The sequence below is a fragment of the Streptomyces sp. NPDC047453 genome, from assembly GCF_040643155.1.
Taxonomy (GTDB): domain Bacteria; phylum Actinomycetota; class Actinomycetes; order Streptomycetales; family Streptomycetaceae; genus Streptomyces.
Genome location: NZ_JBEYTS010000001.1, coordinates 440791 through 457291, shown reverse-complemented (window position 1 = coordinate 457291; position 16501 = coordinate 440791). Strand labels below are relative to the sequence as shown.

The 16501-nt window shown below is 71.5% G+C and carries 11 protein-coding genes; 7 read left to right on the top strand and 4 right to left on the bottom strand.

Going from position 1 to position 16501, the window contains the following annotated elements; genetic code table 11:
• The first annotated feature begins 50 nt into the window (after positions 1-50).
• The 4 genes from glnII to ABZ818_RS02010 all read left to right on the top strand — a co-directional run bounded on the left by glnII (position 51) and on the right by ABZ818_RS02010 (position 4881).
• Positions 51-1088: a glutamine synthetase gene (glnII, locus tag ABZ818_RS02025; protein ID WP_361409292.1), complete on the top strand. Its 1038-nt coding sequence runs from the start codon at positions 51-53 to the stop codon at positions 1086-1088.
• A 356-nt stretch (positions 1089-1444) separates the two neighbouring features.
• Positions 1445-2047 (top strand): winged helix-turn-helix domain-containing protein, encoded by a 603-nt coding sequence (locus ABZ818_RS02020; protein ID WP_361409289.1) that lies wholly within the window; start codon positions 1445-1447, stop codon positions 2045-2047.
• A 59-nt stretch (positions 2048-2106) separates the two neighbouring features.
• Positions 2107-3099, top strand: a complete 993-nt coding sequence (locus tag ABZ818_RS02015; RefSeq protein WP_361409287.1) for an NAD-dependent epimerase/dehydratase family protein — start codon at positions 2107-2109, stop codon at positions 3097-3099.
• Positions 3100-3306: 207 nt separating this feature from the next.
• Complete coding sequence (locus ABZ818_RS02010; protein WP_361409284.1) at positions 3307-4881, top strand: DUF1996 domain-containing protein; 1575 nt, start codon at positions 3307-3309, stop codon at positions 4879-4881.
• Positions 4882-4992: 111 nt separating this feature from the next.
• Here ABZ818_RS02010 and ABZ818_RS02005 read toward each other — a convergent pair whose 3' ends face one another.
• Positions 4993-5397, bottom strand: coding sequence for a hypothetical protein (locus ABZ818_RS02005; RefSeq protein WP_361409281.1), 405 nt, complete (start codon positions 5395-5397; stop codon positions 4993-4995).
• Between the two features lie 157 nt (positions 5398-5554).
• On the opposite strand from ABZ818_RS02005, the gene ABZ818_RS02000 reads away from it, so the two are divergent.
• From ABZ818_RS02000 to ABZ818_RS01990, 3 genes are all read left to right on the top strand, one after another.
• Positions 5555-6055 carry a tetratricopeptide repeat protein gene (locus ABZ818_RS02000; protein ID WP_361409278.1) on the top strand — a complete coding sequence of 167 codons (501 nt, stop codon included), beginning with the start codon at positions 5555-5557 and terminating at the stop codon, positions 6053-6055.
• A 51-nt stretch (positions 6056-6106) separates the two neighbouring features.
• Positions 6107-8029 carry a hypothetical protein gene (locus ABZ818_RS01995; RefSeq protein WP_361409275.1) on the top strand — a complete coding sequence of 641 codons (1923 nt, stop codon included), beginning with the start codon at positions 6107-6109 and terminating at the stop codon, positions 8027-8029.
• A gap of 97 nt (positions 8030-8126) precedes the next feature.
• Entirely contained in the window at positions 8127-8816 is a 690-nt protein-coding gene (locus tag ABZ818_RS01990; RefSeq protein WP_361409272.1) for a TetR/AcrR family transcriptional regulator, read from the top strand.
• 34 nt (positions 8817-8850) lie between these two features.
• Here the strand turns inward: ABZ818_RS01990 and ABZ818_RS01985 are convergent, their stop codons facing one another.
• From ABZ818_RS01985 to ABZ818_RS01975, 3 genes are all read right to left on the bottom strand, one after another.
• Positions 8851-9207 (bottom strand): 5-carboxymethyl-2-hydroxymuconate Delta-isomerase, encoded by a 357-nt coding sequence (locus ABZ818_RS01985; RefSeq protein ID WP_361409269.1) that lies wholly within the window; start codon positions 9205-9207, stop codon positions 8851-8853.
• A gap of 35 nt (positions 9208-9242) precedes the next feature.
• Positions 9243-14657 carry a pullulanase-type alpha-1,6-glucosidase gene (gene pulA / locus ABZ818_RS01980; RefSeq protein ID WP_361409266.1) on the bottom strand — a complete coding sequence of 1805 codons (5415 nt, stop codon included), beginning with the start codon at positions 14655-14657 and terminating at the stop codon, positions 9243-9245.
• 335 nt (positions 14658-14992) lie between these two features.
• Entirely contained in the window at positions 14993-16369 is a 1377-nt protein-coding gene (locus tag ABZ818_RS01975; RefSeq protein ID WP_361409263.1) for an alpha-amylase family protein, read from the bottom strand.
• Between the last annotated feature and the right edge of the window lie 132 nt (positions 16370-16501).

Sequence of the window (16501 nt, the reverse complement as noted above, 5' to 3'; positions counted from 1 at the left end):
GCCGCGCCGCCCGTGAGCGTGCGCGAGTGAGACCCCGGAGGATGTGGCCCGTGACCTTCAAGGCTGAGTACATCTGGATCGACGGCACCGAGCCGACGGCCAAGCTGCGTTCCAAGACGAAGATCCTCGGCGACGACGCCAAGGGCGCCGAACTGCCGCTCTGGGGCTTCGACGGGTCCTCCACCAACCAGGCCGAGGGACGCACCTCCGACTGCGTCCTGCGGCCGGTCTTCTCCTGCCCGGACCCGATCCGCGGCGGCGACGACATCCTCGTGCTGTGCGAGGTCCTCGACATCACGCTCGCCCCGCACCCGTCCAACACACGGACCGCGCTGGCCGAGGCCGCGGAGCGGTTCGCCGCGCAGGAGCCGGTCTTCGGCATCGAGCAGGAGTACACCTTCTTCGACGGCTCCCGCCCGCTCGGCTTCCCCGAGGGCGGCTTCCCGGCCCCGCAGGGCGGCTACTACTGCGGTGTCGGCGCCGACGAGATCTTCGGCCGGGAGATCGTCGAGGAGCACCTGGACAACTGCCTGACGGCGGGGCTCGGCATCTCCGGCATCAACGCCGAGGTCATGCCGGGCCAGTGGGAGTTCCAGGTCGGCCCGCTGTCCCCGCTCCAGGTCGCCGACCAGTTGTGGGTGGCCCGCTGGCTGCTCTACCGCACCGCCGAGGGCCACGGCATCTCCGCCACCCTCGACCCCAAGCCGGTCAAGGGCGACTGGAACGGCGCCGGCGCCCACACCAACTTCTCCACCAGGGCGATGCGCGAGGGCCCCGAGGGCTACGCCGCGATCATCACCGCGTGCGAGGCGCTCGGCGAGGGCTCCAGGCCGATGGACCACGTCAAGAGCTACGGGGCCGGGATCGACGACCGCCTCACCGGCCTGCACGAGACCGCCCCGTGGGACGCGTACTCCTACGGCGTCGGCGACCGCGGCGCCTCGGTCCGCATCCCGTGGCAGGTCGAGCGGGACGGCAAGGGCTACATCGAGGACCGCCGGCCGAACGCCAACGTCGACCCGTACGTCGTCACGCGCCTGCTGATCGACACCTGCTGCACCGCCCTGGAGAAGGCCGGGCAGGTCTGATCCGAACGGGTGGCCCGACCGCGGGGCGCCGGCTTCCCGGCGAGGAGGTGTCCGCGCAGTGAGAAGCGGCGGGAAGAGGGTCCTGTCCGGACACGGGGTCTGCTTCAATGGGGGCATGGTCGGCTTCCGGGAGTGCGTCGCGACGAGTCGCGACGACCTGGAGCCGTTCTGGCCCTCCCGTCAGCACCACGACTTCGACCGGCTCTGTTGCCGCGCGCCGAGCGCGCGGGCCCGGTAAAGCCGTACACCCCGGCCTCCGGCCAGCGCGGAACGACGTACGTCCCCGACGCGCCCGACCACGAACTCGCGGCCGTCGGTCCCCCGGCGAACCTCTCCCGCGAAAGAGCTGACCTGTCATGGCGACCACCCGTTCTCTGACCGACACCGCCCTTGCCTCCTCCGCCTCCTCCCGCTCCCCCGCTTCCGCACGGCACCGGCTGCGGGCCGTGGACCGGGACGAGGTCGTGGAGATCGCCGATCTCCTGCCGCCCGGCGCCACCTGGCTGCCGGCTCCGCAGCACGCCCTGCCCAGGCTGCCGGGCCGGCCCCCGATGGTCGGCTACCTGGTGCTCGTGCCCGCCGACCAGCAGCCGCCGTACCTGCCGGTGGCGGTGCCGGACCACCCGGAGGCCGGGACGGCCGCCGACACCGCGCCCGGTGCCGGCGACGCGCTCGTCCGCATCGACTCCGTACGGCGGATCGCGGAGGTGGACGGGCGCGAACTCGACCTCACCTACCTGGAGTTCGAGCTGCTCTCCCATCTCGTGGCCCATCCGCACCGGGTGCACACCCGCGACCAGCTGGTCACCACGGTCTGGGGCTACGGCCACGTGGGCGACGGCCGCACCGTCGACGTCCACATCGCCCGGCTGCGCCGCAAGCTGGGCGCCGAACACCGCCGGACGATCCAGACCGTACGCCGCGTAGGCTACAAGTACGCTCCGCCGACCGGGCGTTGATCTCTGCCGAGGGCAGAACCCGGTTCCCTGCCACCGCCCTGACGGGCACAGTCACCGGTATGAGACTTCTGGTGCTGGGTGGTACGGAGTTCGCGGGGCGGGCCGTCGCCGAGGCGGCGGCCGGGCGCGGCTGGGATGTGACGGTCCTGAACCGGGGGCGGCACGCGCCCGTTCCCGCGGTGCGGTCGCTGCACGGCGACCGCACCGCGCCCGACGGGCTCGCGGCCCTGACGGACGGCGCGTGGGACGCGGTCGTCGACACCTGGTCGGCCGCGCCCCGCGCGGTCCGGGACGCGGCGCGGCTGCTGCGGGACCGCGCCGGCCGGTATGTGTACGTGTCCACCTGCTCGGTGTACGCCTGGGCCCCGCCCGCCGGCTACACCGAGGCGGCGCCGCTGGTCGAGGGCGCCGACGCCGGTGCCGAGCAGACGGACTACCCGCAGGACAAGCTGGGCGCCGAACTGGCCGCGGTGGAGGCCTTCGGGGCGGACCGCTCGGTGCTCGTACGGGCCGGGCTGATCCTCGGGCCGCACGAGAACATCGGGCGACTGCCGTGGTGGCTGAACCGGATCGCGCGCGGCGGGCCCGTGCTGGCGCCCGGTCCACGGGACCTGCCCCTTCAGTACATCGACGTCCGCGATCTCGCCGCGTGGATCCTCGGCGCGGTGGAGGGGGAGCTGAGCGGGCCGTACAACATGATCAGCCCGCAGGGGCACGCGACGATGGGCGAGCTGCTGGAGGCCTGTGTGCGGGCCACCGGCGCGAACGCCGAACTGCGCTGGACCGATCCGGAGACGATTCTCGCCGCGGGCATCGAACCCTGGACGGAGCTGCCGGTGTGGATGCCACCGGGCAGCGAGGGCCACGACGCGCTGCACGGTGCCGATGTCGGCCGGGCCCTCGCGACCGGTCTGCGCTGCCGTCCCGTGGACGAGACGGTCGCGGACACCTGGACCTGGCTCCAGGGCCTGGGCGGTACGGCGCCCCAGCGGCCGGACCGGCCTCCGGTGGGCGTGGATCCCGCCCTGGAGGCGAAGGTGCTCGGGCTGTAGGCGGGCCACAGGCGGAAGAGCCCGGATCTTAGCCGGTACTGCAACAACTGCCGGTGAAAAAGCGGCAGTTGTGGCCCGATTGACCCACGGATCGCGAATGAATTCGTGAGTCGGCTGAACACGTCCGGGACCGTGTCCGTATCCATGGGAGCCGCTTCACTCCTGTCGGGCGCCTCGATGCTGCCCCGCAAGGATCAGAGGAGTTCCATGGGACGCAACACACGCAAACGCCGAATGCCGCTGGCCACCAAGGCCATAGCCGGGGCGGCGGCCCTAGCGCTCGGTGGGGGCGGGCTTGTCTGGGCGAACTACTACGCATCCGCGCACGAGTCGAAGAACGACGCGTGGGGAGGCAACCGGACGAAGGCCGTCAACGCACAGGTCGCGACGATCTCGTGCCCGGACGTCGGCCAGAAGCTCACCGCCGTGCCGGAGCGGGCCCGTGGGGAGGTCGACGGCGAACTCGCCACGCTCGACCAGCAGATCACCGAGGCCTACCAGCGGCTGGCCACCACGCGCGACGCGCAGGCCAGGGACGCGAGTTTCGTCCAGAATGCCATCCTGGGCCCGCTGAAGGACCGGCGGAAGGTGATCCTCGACCGGATCAAGCTGGAGATCAACCGGGCCGGTGGCAACACCCCCGGCGACCTGGACAATCTCGCACCCTGCACCGGCACCCCCGTCGAGCAGAACCAGACGGACGCGGGCGGCGGTGAGCCCGGCCAGGACACCGGCCAGAACAACGGGCAGGACACCGGCCAGGACAACGGGCAGCCGGGCGACAACGGCGGTCAGAACGACGGTGGCCAGAACGACGGCGGCCAGCCGGGCGACGACGGGCAGCAGGGCGTCGGCGGTCAGGCCGGAAACGGCCCGGTCGCGGCGGACTTCGTGGACATCACCACGGTCCAGCCCAACGTCCCGGCCAAGCCCCGCAAGAACCGCAACGCCTCGACCGGCTCCTTCACCACGCGCTGCGGTGTGAACGCCAACGGCAACCACAACACCGACAACGTGATCGTGGCGCCCGGTGTGGCCAACGGCGCCCACCACCTGCACGACTACGTCGGCAACCAGAAGATCGACGCGTTCGCGAGCAACGACACGTTCCTCCGGGGCGGCACCAGCTGCCAGAACAAGAACGACCTGTCGTCGTACTACTGGCCGGTGGTCCGGGTCCAGGACGGCACGCAGGACTTCGACCAGGACGCGGACGGCGGTGGCAAGGAGGGCAACGTCGGCCGGATCCTGAAGCCGGTCCAGGCGCAGATCACGTACGTCGGCAGCCCGACCGGCAAGGTCGTCGCCATGCCGCAGTTCCTGCGCATCATCACCGGTGACGCCAAGACCACGACCAACGGTCTGGCCAACGCCAACGCGCACTGGAGCTGCACCGGCTTCGAGAACAAGGTCCAGCTGACGGAGCAGTACCCGATCTGCCCGCAGGGCAGCCAGATGGTCCGCACGTTCGCCTTCCAGAGCTGCTGGGACGGGCAGAACACCGACAGCGCCAACCACCGTACGCACGTGGCCTTCGCCGACCAGCGCGGCAACTGCCCCGGCGGGTTCAAGGCCATCCCGCAGCTGACGATGCGCCTGGTCTACGACGCGCCGCAGCCGGCCATCGAGAACGGCGTGGTGAAGAACGCCTACGCGGTCGACGGCTTCCCGGAGCAGCTGCACAAGGCGGCCACCGACCACGACGACTTCATCAACATCACGACCGGCGGCCTGGCGAACAAGATCGCCGACTGCGTCAACTCGGGCCGGAACTGCAAGTGACGCACTGAACCGGTGAGCCGTTGGTGATCCGTTGAGGAAGGCCGGCGGCGGGAAATCCCGCCGCCGGCCTTCGCCGTGTACCCGTTGGCTCGTGAGTTGGGGGGCGGTGGCTCAGCCGCCGTGGGCGCTGTGGTCGGTGCCGGTCTCCACGTCACCGCCGAGGGTGGAGCGCAGCGCGGTGACCACGCCGCTGTCGCCGACGGCGACCCACTTGCGACCGACGAGGTAGGAGCCGCCGTAGTCCTTCGCGTCGTCGATCCACTCCCGCTGGCCGCGGTCGGTGGCGAAGGTGGCGAGGACGAACTTGCCGGCGGAGTTGGTGCAGATCGCCTGCCGGATGGTGTCGGCGTCGGTCTGCATGTCCGGCTCGCACTTCACCTCGGCGGCCAGGCTCTCCAGGCTGCCGGTCGCCGTCGGCGGCACCTTCGCCGCCTCCCCGTCACCGGAGCCGCACCCCGTCAGTACCAGTGCCGCCGCGGCACCGGCCACCGCGAGCATCGGTCGGGTCACCCTCATCTGTTCCTCCGGTCGCTTCCGGCACTCCGTTCCCGGCGGCACGAGCCACAAGCATGCCGCACCGGGCCCCGGCAGGGGCCGCCCTCCGATACGGCTCCGGCGCACACAGCGCTCAATCGGGTGGACGCCACCTGCACACGCGTGCGAGCGTGAGCCGGTGAACCAGGACTGGGAAGACCGCGTGGCCGCCGCCTGGGCCCGCTTCGACGACTACTCCGAGGACGAGGCGCCCGCGTTCCGGGCGCGGATCGACGCGCTCGTCGCCGAACTGCCCGACGGCAGCCCGCTCGGCCCGTTCGAGCAGGCCTGCGCCTGGGACTCCACCGGCCACTCGGACCGCGCGGTGCCGCTCTACCGGGAGGCACTGGCGCGCGGGCTGAGCGGCTACCGGGGCCGCCGGACCAGGATCCAACTGGCCAGCTCGCTGCGGAACATCGGCCATCCGGAGGAGGGCGTCAAGCTGCTCACGCCCGAACTGGACGGACCCTCCGACGAGTTGGACGACGCTGTCCGGGCGTGTCTGGCCCTGTGCCTGTCCAGTCTGGGCCGTGACCGCGAGGGTCTGTCCCTCGTCCTCGGCGCCCTCGCGCCCCATCTGCCCCGCTACCAGCGCTCGATGGCGAACTACGCCCGGCTGCTGGTCGAACCGGAGAGCTGAGAACGCTGGGCGGCGATGTGACCAAGGACCGGCTCGCTCGTTTGCCTGGACGTGCAGTCACAGCATGTCGCCCCGCGCCACAAGTCCTCCCCCGGGCCGGTCGTCGATGCCGAGCGGGCCGAGGCCGCACTCGTCGAGCACTATCCGCGTCTGGTCCGGCTCGCCTATCTGGTGCTGCCGCCCGGGCTCGGGCGGGGCCGCCGCGTGCTGACCGCGCACGCACTGGCACAGCGCGCGCTGCCGCGGGGCCGGTCCTCGGCGTCCGTGATCCCGGCCCAGTCGGCCGGCCGCGAGTCCGACCCGGGCTACGCCTTCGTCCGCCTCCAGGTGATCCGCACGGCCCTGGGGGCGGGCCGCCCGCTCAGGCGCCGGATCCGGTCCGGACGCGCCCAACTGCCGCCGATGATGCCCCTGGTGTGGGGCCTGCGCCTGTTCCCACACACCGGCGGCGCCGACGAACTCGCCCTGGACCAGAAGCTGGCGACCCTGTCCGGGCCGGCCCGTGCCGCCTACGTCCTGCGCGGCCTGGAAAGGCTCCCGGACCACGCCGTCCGGGACGTACTGAAGGCCGCGGGCGTGACCGACCCGGTCGCAGCGCTCCGCCAGGCCGACCGCCTGCCCGCCCAGTACGCGCTCCTCGACTCCCCCGAGTTCGACCCCTGCTCGTTGCAGGCCCGGCCCACCGACCTGAAGCGGCGCAGGCAGCACGCCAAGGCCGCGCTCGCCGCGGCGGCGGCCCTCGCCGTGTGCGGGGCGCTGTTCGCCCTGCCGGGCGGCGGCTGGGGCCCCGACGGCGCCGCCGCGCCCGCCTACGCGCAGAACCCGTCCGCCGAGGCCGCCCTGGTCCCGGGCAGGCTGACCAGGGCCGCCCCCACCGCCTGGCGGACCTCCGCGCGGCTGGACCTCTCCGTATGGGCGGCCCGCGGCGACCGGGCCGGCGACACGGCCCTGCTGCGCCGCGCCCTCGCCGTCTGGGCCCGCCCGGGCGGGTCCGTACGGGTCTCGGCCACCCCCGGCACCGCCACGGGCGGCCCCGCCGGACCGCCGCAACTGCTCTACGCCGGCGACGTCGACAACGCGCGCGTGGTGCTCTTCCACGACGGTCTGCGCATCGCCCGCTACGCCGAGCCGAAGGACTCCGCGGCCGGGGCCGCCCTCGACTTCGCCCGGGTCGACGGCGCCGCCGGTGCGGAGGCGAGCGCGGTGGTGCTCAGCCGCTCCGACGGCAACGTCCGCTATCTGACGGCGCCCTGGGTGAAGGCGGCGGCCGAGCGGGACCTGCTCAAGCCGGACGCCGGGGCGATGGACCTCGGCATCACGGACGGGGTCACCGGGCCGCTGGCCAGCCCGGTCCAGCAGACCGGCGCCTGCACCTCGTGGAACGTGCTCCAGCTGACCGGCGAACCCGGCACGCATGTCCTGGCCGACCTCGGCGAGTTGACCCCCGCCCGCCTCACCACGGGCCGCCCGGACGCCCCGCAGGAGGCGTCCGGTGCGGCGGGGCTGCGTGCCTGGGCGCCGCTGGCCTGCTCACTGGCTTCCGTGCGCGCACAGGGCGTCCGGTCGGTCAACGCCTGGCAGTACGCCGAGCAGCCGCTGCCCGACGCGACCGGCACGGCCGCGTGGGTGTGCACCCGGGCCGAGACCTGGCGGGGCGACGGGCCCCGCGTGCTCGCCCAATTCCACACCCCCGGCGGGAAGTACGCGGCAGTCGCGGCCAAGGCAGAGAACGTGCCCGAGTGCGGCGCCCGCGATCCGCACGTTCTGGCCGGGGTGCTGTGGAAGTCGGAGGCGGGCACCTGGTACCTGCTCGCCGCCGGCGGCCGGGACACCGCCTCGATCAGCGCCACAGGCGGGGTCAGCGCCTCCTCCCAGGGCCACTTGCTCGCCGTACGGACCCGGCAGGGCGCCCAGGCCGACCTGAAGGGGAAGCTGGACGACGGCAGGTCCGTGGACGCGCTGCGCCAGAAGTGACCGGCCGGCGTGGGAGGGTGTGACGCCCCGAGGTCGAACACCCCGGTCGGTCCTCTCCGGTCCGTTCGGGGCTGGAATCGATCGGTAAGGTGTTCGCATGACTACCGGGGTTCGCCGCAGGATGGGAGTCGAGGAACGACGGCAGCAGTTGATCGGCGTCGCCCTCGAACTGTTCAGCCGCCGCTCGCCCGACGAGGTCTCCATCGACGAGATAGCGTCGGCGGCGGGCATCTCGCGCCCGCTGGTCTACCACTACTTCCCGGGCAAACTCAGCCTGTACGAGGCCGCGTTGAAGCGCGCCTCGGACGATCTGGCGGGCCGGTTCGCGGAGCCGCGCGAGGGCCCGCTGGGGGCGCGGCTGCTGCGGGTGATGCGCCGGTACTTCGACTTCGTTGACGAGCACGGACCCGGCTTCTCGGCGCTGATGCGCGGCGGACCGGCCGTGGGCTCGTCGACGACGAACGCGCTCATCGACTCCGTCCGGCAGGCCGCCTATGACCAGATCCTTTCCCACCTGGGGGTCGAGGAGCCGCCCGCGCGGCTGGAGCTGGTCGTCCGCTCGTGGATCTCGCTCGCGGAGTCGACGGCGCTGATCTGGCTGGACGGCCGGCGCATCCCGCGCGCCGAGCTGGAACTCCAGCTGGTGCACGACTTCGGCGCGCTCGTCGCGGTCAGCGCCGCCCACGACGAGGAGATGGGCGCGCTCATGCGCCGGGTCTTCAAGGACGAGCCGGCCGAGGGCCCCTTCGTGGACCTGATCGGCCGGCTCGTCGCTCTCGCCTCCTGACGCCGCTTCCCGGCAAACCTTTCCGGTCACAGCACTAGGCGTCGAACTTCCGGTACGAGGCGTCGAGGTCGCGGACCTCGGCCGAGGCGTGCAGCGCCAGGCCGTCGACCGGCTTCACATGCTGCCGCAGCGCCTCCAGGACCGCCTCCGTCAGGCGTGCCTTGGTCTCGTCGGTGCGGCCGGCCAGCAGGCCGATGGTGACGTGCACGATCGCGTGCCCCTCGGTGTCCGGACCGACGACGGTGTCCTCGCTCCGGCGGAACTGCGTCTTGCACGCCGGAGGCTTGGCGGCCGCGATCTCGACCGTGCGGGCGTGCAGCTCCCGCGCGAAGGCACGCCGGTCGAAGGCGTCGGCCAGCCGCTCGGAGTAGTCGACGGTGATCTGCGGCATGAGCACTCCTGTTCCGGGTCGACCGGGGACCCGCGCTAGTTCCTGAACACCGCGACCGTACGCGCCGGGACCGTGAACGTCCCGGTCGCCCTCTCGTACGACGAGGTCTTCACCACCGGATCGGCGCCCGACGTCTGCACCGGGTGCAGCCGGTAGCCGGTCCCCGCGAGCTCTGTGACACGCTGCCGCTGCCGTTCGGGCGTGGCGTTGAACACCACGACGAGGTCACCGAGCCTCATGGTGATCACGCCGGGCGCCTCGTCGCCGCCCGACAGCGGGAAGGACAGCTTCCGCTGCACCTCCGCGGCCGTGCCCAGGGAGAAGGCCCGCTCCGTGGTGCGGATACGCAGCAGGTCCCGGTACGCGGCCGAGGCCCCCTGGATCTGCGGGCAGCCCACCGCGACGGAGGTGAGCAGCGGCTTGGCGTACGGCCACTTGTCCTGGTTGTCGGCCGCCATGGGCAGCCCGCGGCCGAAGCCGTTGCCGTCGGCGCAGTTCCAGTGGATGGCGTTGAACCAGTCGCCGCTGTCGTAGGAGTTGCGGTCGAGGGACTTCGAGCGCAACAGGTCGGTCCCGGCCTGGGACAGCGCCGGCCCCTGGGACAGCGCGGCCGTCGCCATCGCCAGGACCTCCATCCGGGCCCGGTCGTCCGCGCTCGTGGCGGACGGCAGTTTGTAGGCGAGGGCGTCGAACAGCGACTCGTTGTCGTGCGCGTCGGCGTAGGCGAGGGCGTCGCCGGGGGCGTCCGCGTATCCGGCGGGCGCGCCGTTGTAGTCGACCTCGGCTCCGGTGACCTCCTTCCCGCCGGTGTCGGTGAAGCGGTACGCGGCGAGGTTGCCGCTCAGGCCGACCTTGATCAGGTCCTGGTAGTGCAGCAGGCGGGCCTTCTGCTCGGCCCTGCTGCCGTTGCCCGGGGAGGAGTTGGGGTCGGTGTAGAGGCCGGAGGCGAAGCCCTGGACGCCCGGGTCGTCGTCGAAGGGGCCGCCGCCGCGGACCGCGTCACGGGCCCGGTCGGAAAAGGTCGCGATGCCCGTGCCCGCCATGTTCCGCTGCGTGGCCTGGACGAACCGCGCGTCGTCGGCGACCTCGCCGAAGTTCCAGCCCTCTCCGTACAGGATGATGTTCCTGCCGTCCACGCCGTCCTTCTCGAGCGTGAGCGCGTCGAGCGCCTTGCGGACGGCGAGCATGTTGGCCTTGGGATGGTGGCCCATGAGGTCGAAGCGGAAGCCGTCGACCTTGTACTGCCTGGCCCAGGTGACGACCGAGTCCACGACCAGCTTGCCCATCATGGCGTTCTCGGGCGCGGTGTTCGCGCAGCAGGTGCTGTTGGCCACCGTCCCGTCGGCGAGGAGCCGCTGGTAGTAGCCGGGCACGGTCCTGTCGAGCACGGAGGTGTCCGCCTGGCCGGCGGCGGCCGTGTGGTTGTAGACGACGTCCATGACGACGCGCAGCCCGTCCTGGTTGAGCGCCTTGACCATCTGCCGGAACTCGACGGTACGGGCCGTGCCGTCCGGGTCGGTGGCGTAGGAGCCCTCGGGGACCGTGTAGTGGTAGGGGTCGTAGCCCCAGTTGTAGGCGTCCTGCGCGGCGGTCGCCGCCACGCACGCCTGCTGCCGCTCGGAGTCGGCCGGGTAGGAGGCCAGGTCGCAGTCCGGGGTCGCCTGGTCGGCCTTCTTCTCGGGAATGGTGGCGATGTCGAAGGCGGGCAGCAGGTGCACGTACGACGTGCCCGCCTTCGCCAGCTCCCGCAGGTGCCGGGAGCCGTCGCTGTTCTTGTCCGTGAAGGCCAGGTAGGTGCCCTTGTCCCGGGCCGGGACCGTCCCGTCCGCGACGGAGAAGTCCCGGATGTGCAGCTCCTGGATCTGGGCGTCGCGCAGGGGTACGGCCTTGGGCTTGGCCAGGCGCGACCAGCCGCTCGGGGCCAGCGCCCGGTCGTCCAGGTCGACGACGAGGCTGCGCTCGGAGTTCGCGGTGAGGGCGACCGAGTACGGGTCGGTGACCTTGTTGGTGACCACCTTCCGGACGGTGGGCGCCCATACCGTCACGACGTACCGGTAGGGCTTGTTCTTCCACGACGCCGGGCCCGTCACGGACCAGACGCCGGTCGTGTCGTCGCGGTACATGGCGACCGACTTGCCGTCCAGCTCCAGGGCCACGCTCCGCGCGGTCGGCGCCCACACGCTCAGCGTGGGCCTGCCCTGGTGGAAGACGGGGCCGAGCTGTGCCTTGACGGCCGAGGGGCCGTACACGTCGTCGAGCACGCCCGCGAGCTGGACTCCGGTCGCGGCGAGCACGGCCCCGTTCGCCCCCCGCTGGGAGGCGGCGACCTGGCCGCGCAGGGCCTCGCGGACGCGGGCGCGGTCGCGCGAGTCGACGGACCAGGCGGTGTAGTCCTTCAGATGCGGGAACTTCGCCTTCTGGGTGTCGGTGAGCGTGGTCCTGGCAAGCCGCAGCCAGCGCTCGTCGTCGCTGGTCAGCGTCCCGTTCTGGACGGTGATCGAGCCGTCGTGGGAGTAGACGAGCTGGGTGGAGGCGGCACCCTCCACGCCCTTGAGGGCCACCGTGTCCCGGTCGATCCAGACCGCCTTGGAGGTGGTGAGGTCGAGGGCGCCCGCGCCGCCGGTGGGCTGCGGCAGCAGGGGCTTGTCCTGGCCGCTCATCAGCCACACCTCGTGGCCGTTGGCCGCCTTGAGGTCCAGGGACTGGTCGGCGGGCAGGTCCTTCTCGTCGCCCTTGTGGATGATGTAGCTGAGACTGGTGGCACCGTCGGTGAGCGGTACCTCGAAGACCGCGCCATAGGAGTCAGTCTTGACCGGCTGGAGGGGTTTCGACCAGTCGGTGGGATTGGCGGCGCCGGTCCAGACGTGCAGGCCCCAGCCGTCGTAGTTCCCGTCGGCCCGGTGGTAGTGGAGGACGGCCTTGGCCGGGTCCTGCGCCGGATAGTCGGGGCGGGCGGTCCGCACGTCCTCCTTGCCCTGCTCGATCCAGACCTCACCCGTCCTGGTGACGTCGATGGACCGGTCGGCGGAGACGTCCTTGTTCCCGTCCTTGTCGATGACCAGGAAGCCGACGTCGGAGGCGCCCGGCTTCAGCTTGACGTAGGCGAAGGCTCCGTAGGCGTCCCGGCCGGTGAAGGGGTGGCTGTTCGGCCAGGCGGTCGCCTCGCCGTCGGCGAGGTCGCCCCAGGTGTACAGGCCCCAGTTGGCGTAGTCGCCGTCGGCGCGCTTGTAGTGGACGACCGCGTACTCGCGGGAGGAGGCGGTGGGGATCTCGGGGGCCGGCGGGGTGCCGCTGGTGGAGTCCGCGGTCGCGCTCGCCGTGCGGCCCGCCGAGTCGACGACGACCGCCTTGTAGCGCAGGGCGGTGCCGGCCGGGACGGTCCGGGCCAGGGTCTGGGTGACCCGGTACGGGGCGTGGTCGGCGGAGCCGAGCACCTTCCAGGGGCCGTTCCCGGTCTGTGCGGCGAAGACGACCCGGTTGAGCTGCCCACCGGTGACGTCGGCGCTCAGCTCGACGGTGCCGGTGGCGCCCGCGGCGGGGGGTGTGAGGGTGACGGCGGGCTTGGTGGCGGGCCGGTCGAGGGTGCCCGCGGCCTTGAGGACGACGGCGGATCCGGCCGGGACGGTGACGGTGACCCTGCGGTCGGCGTCGGAGGTCACGGCCGCCCCGGTGCCGTGGATCCCTCGGTACATCATCCGCGCGGAGCCGGTGGCGAACGTGGCCGTCCTCGCCTCGCCCGCGTTGTTGAAGGCGACGACGTACTCGGCCCCGGTCCGGGCGTCGGTGCGGGTGAAGGCGTAGACACCGGGCCCGTCCGCGGCGTAGCGCTCGGTCTGGACGCCGTCCGTGAGGGCAGGGTTGTCCTTGCGGAGCTTCGCCAGGTCGGCGATCTGCCGGTAGAGCGGCGCGGTGGTGTCGTAGGCGTCGCTCTCGTGGCCGCGGTCGGTGCCGATCCGGTCGTCGTCGAGGTAGTCGGCGACCCGGGAGGCGAACATGGTCTGGCGGGCGTCCTTGTCGCCGCCGGAGCCGGTGAAGCCCTGTTCGTCGCCGTAGTAGACGACGGGGTTGCCGCGGCTGAGGAACATCAGCTCGTTGGCGAGCTTGTCCTTGCGCAGGATCTCGGAGTCGGTCGCCTTCGGGTCGTCCTGCTTCAGGAAGTACCCGATGCGGCCCATGTCGTGGTTGCCGAGGAAGGTGACCTGCTCGTAGGCGTTGGCCTTGTCGGTCGTGTACTTGTAGTCGTCGCCGAAGACGCCCGCGAGCCTCTTCGCGCTGCCGCCCTGGGAGGCGTAGGCGCGGGCCGCGTCCTGGAACGGGAAGTCGAGCGTGGCGTCGAGGCGGCCCTCGGTGACGTACGGGGCGTTCACGGAGGTGTCGGCGGAGTAGACCTCGCCGAACATGAAGAAGTCCTTGCGGCCGTGGGCGGCGGCGTACGCGTCGAGCGCCGTGGCCCACTGGGTCCAGAACTCCATGTCGACGTGCTTGACGGTGTCGATGCGGAAGCCGTCGACACCGAAGTCCTTCACCCAGCGCTGGTAGATCTTCTCCATGCCCCTGACGACCTCGGGGCGCTCGGTCCACAGGTCGTCGAGGCCGGAGAAGTCGCCGTAGGTGGAGTTCTCGCCGGCGTAGGTGGAGTCGCCGCGGTTGTGGTACATCGCCGGGTCGTTGAGCCAGGACGGGACCTTGGCGTTCTTCTTGGCGACCGGGACGACCGGTGTGCGCGGGAAGGACGAGGCGTCCGCCTCGGGGAACTTCTTCGTGCCGTCCGCGTAGTCGGCGTCGTCGAAGGGCCGGCCGTCCTTGGTCAGGTACGGGAAGGCGCCCTTGGACAGGTACTCGTGGGAGCCGCCCTCGTAGTCGATGACGTCGGCGGTGTGGTTCGTGATGACGTCGAAGAAGACCTTCATGCCCTTGGCGTGCGCCTTGGAGATGAGGGTTTCGAGGTCCTTGTTGGTGCCGAAGTGCGGGTCGACCTGGGTGAAGTCGGTGATCCAGTAGCCGTGGTAGCCGGCCGACGCGTCCTTGCCGGTCCCCTGCACGGGCTGGTTCTTGAAGATCGGCGCCAGCCAGATGGCCGTGGTGCCCAGGCCCTTGACGTAGTCGAGCCGGTTCGTCAGGCCCTTGAGGTCGCCGCCCTGGTAGAAGCCCTTGTCGGTGGGGTCGTAGCCGGTGGCGAGCCGTGAACCGGTCAGCCCGCCCCGGTCGTTGGACGTGTCCCCGTTGGCGAAACGGTCCGGCAGGACGAAGTAGAACTGCTCCCGGGTCGCGTCGTGCCGCGCCGGCTCGGCGGCGAGCTTCGCGTCCGAGGGCGGCGCGGGCGGCTTCCCGGCCGCCTGCGCCGTGAGCGGTGGGACGAGCGCCGCGGCGAGCGCGGCCGCGGTGACGGCGGCGACGCGTCCGCCTGACGGGGTGCGGCGCCGCGAGGGCGCCGGCCATCTCGGTATCACGGGGTGAACTCCTTGGCGGTACGGCTCACTTGATTGCGGCCCCTCGCCCCGGCATCGACGACGCCGGGCGTGGGCGCGACCGTATCGCCTGCGCAAGGATTACAGCAAGACATCTGCAAGTCACAGCAATTCTTTTCACCAAGGCCCCCACCCCGGCAAGGGCCGACGCCTCGCGTGGGTAGCCCGGGGCGCCCACGCAGCCCCGCTCGCGGGCGGCGACCGTCTCCGGGGGGACCGGCCCGCCGAGATGGCGGCGCACCAGCGGGTCGGTCCACAGGCGGCGTGAGCCGGTACGTCGTCCGGCTCGACCGGCCGCAGGAGCAGGCTCCGGGTCGTCAGCAACTCGGCTTGCCCGAGTAGAGGGCCAGTGCCGTGTTGGAGCCGAGTGTCGCGGTGAACTGGCCGGAGCCGTTCACCGTCACCGTCGTGTTGTTCTGCACGTTGCAGTACGTGCCCGCCGGGAGGGACGTCTGGTAGGTGCGGGTCAGGGTGCCCGTCTCGTGGTTGACGGCCACGAAGCCCTTGGTGCCCCGGCCGAAGGCGATGGCGTTGTTGCCGTTGTCCCACCAGTTCGTCACCGACTGGCCGCGGGTGGCGTTGCGGAAGGCGACCATGGACTTGATCTCCGGCCAGGCGTGCTGGCACTTCCAGCCGTCCTGCCAGCAGGCGTTGACCTTGCCGCCGTTGGGGGGACCGGCGTCCGCGTCGGACCACTCGTAGGCGGAGTTGATGTCGGGGGCGCCGTAGGGCCAGGCCAGCATGAAGACGTTGGCCAGCGTGTAGTTGGCGCCGTTCTTGTAGTTGAGGGTCGAGCCGTTGCGCTCGGTGTCGTGGTTGTCGACGAACACGCCGGCCACCGAGTTGCTCAGATAGCCCCAGCCCTCGCCGTAGTTCTTGAGGTACGCGAGCTTCTCGTGGGTGAAGACCCGCTTGAGGTCGTAGGCGTAGCGGAACTCCTGGACGTCGCCGTTGCCCGTGTACTCGCCCGGCTGGACCGCCTCGCCGGCGCCGTGGATGACCTCCTGCTTCCAGTAGGCGGAGCGGTTCGTCAGGCGGGACTTGATGTTGGCGAGGTCGGCCGTGTCCATGTGCTTGGCCGCGTCGACGCGGAAGCCGTCGACCCCGAGGGAGAGCAGGTCGTTCATGTAGCCGGCGATGGTCTTGCGGACGTACTCCTCGCCGGTGTCGAGGTCGGCGAGGCCCACCAGTTCGCAGTGCTGGACGTTCCAGCGGTCCTGGTAGTTGGTGATCGGGGCCATGCAGTCGTCGAAGTCGTAGACCGAGTACAGGCCCGGGTAGTCGTACTTCGTGTACGAGGAACCGCCGGTGCCGGTGCCGCTGCCTGCCGACATGTGGTTGATGACGGTGTCGACGACGACCTTCACGCCCGCCGCGTGGCAGGTGTTGACCATGTTCTGGAACGCGGCACGATCGCCGAGCCGGCCGGCGATCCTGTAGCTCACCGGCTGGTACGACGTCCACCACTGCGAGCCCTGGATGTGCTCGGCGGGCGGGGAGACCTGGACGTAGCCGTAGCCGGCCGGGCCGAGGGTGTTCGCGCACTCCTTGGCGACCGAGGCGTAGTTCCACTCGAAGAGGACCGCGGTGACGTCCTTGGTGCCGGGCGGGGAGGCGGCGGCGGGGGCCGCGAGGGCCACCGAGGCGGCCACGGCGAGGGCGGCCGCGCATGAAAGGGGGCTGCGGATGGTCATGTGGGGGTTCCTTCTTCGTTGAAGGACCTTGCTGAAAGGTTCAGCAAGTCGATGACCCCGGATGGTAGAAGGCCCGCTGCCTCAACGGGCAGCGGGCCGTGGGGAGTTGATGTGAAACCGTGACCTGTCGGG

Coding starts and splice junctions, on each gene's coding strand:
- ABZ818_RS01985 (WP_361409269.1), bottom strand. CDS start 9,207: ATGCCGCAGATCACCGTCGACTACTCCGAGCGGCTGGCCGACGCCTTC.
- ABZ818_RS02005 (WP_361409281.1), bottom strand. CDS start 5,397: ATGAGGGTGACCCGACCGATGCTCGCGGTGGCCGGTGCCGCGGCGGCA.
- ABZ818_RS02010 (WP_361409284.1), top strand. CDS start 3,307: ATGGGACGCAACACACGCAAACGCCGAATGCCGCTGGCCACCAAGGCC.
- ABZ818_RS01990 (WP_361409272.1), top strand. CDS start 8,127: ATGACTACCGGGGTTCGCCGCAGGATGGGAGTCGAGGAACGACGGCAG.
- ABZ818_RS02015 (WP_361409287.1), top strand. CDS start 2,107: ATGAGACTTCTGGTGCTGGGTGGTACGGAGTTCGCGGGGCGGGCCGTC.
- ABZ818_RS01975 (WP_361409263.1), bottom strand. CDS start 16,369: ATGACCATCCGCAGCCCCCTTTCATGCGCGGCCGCCCTCGCCGTGGCC.
- ABZ818_RS02020 (WP_361409289.1), top strand. CDS start 1,445: ATGGCGACCACCCGTTCTCTGACCGACACCGCCCTTGCCTCCTCCGCC.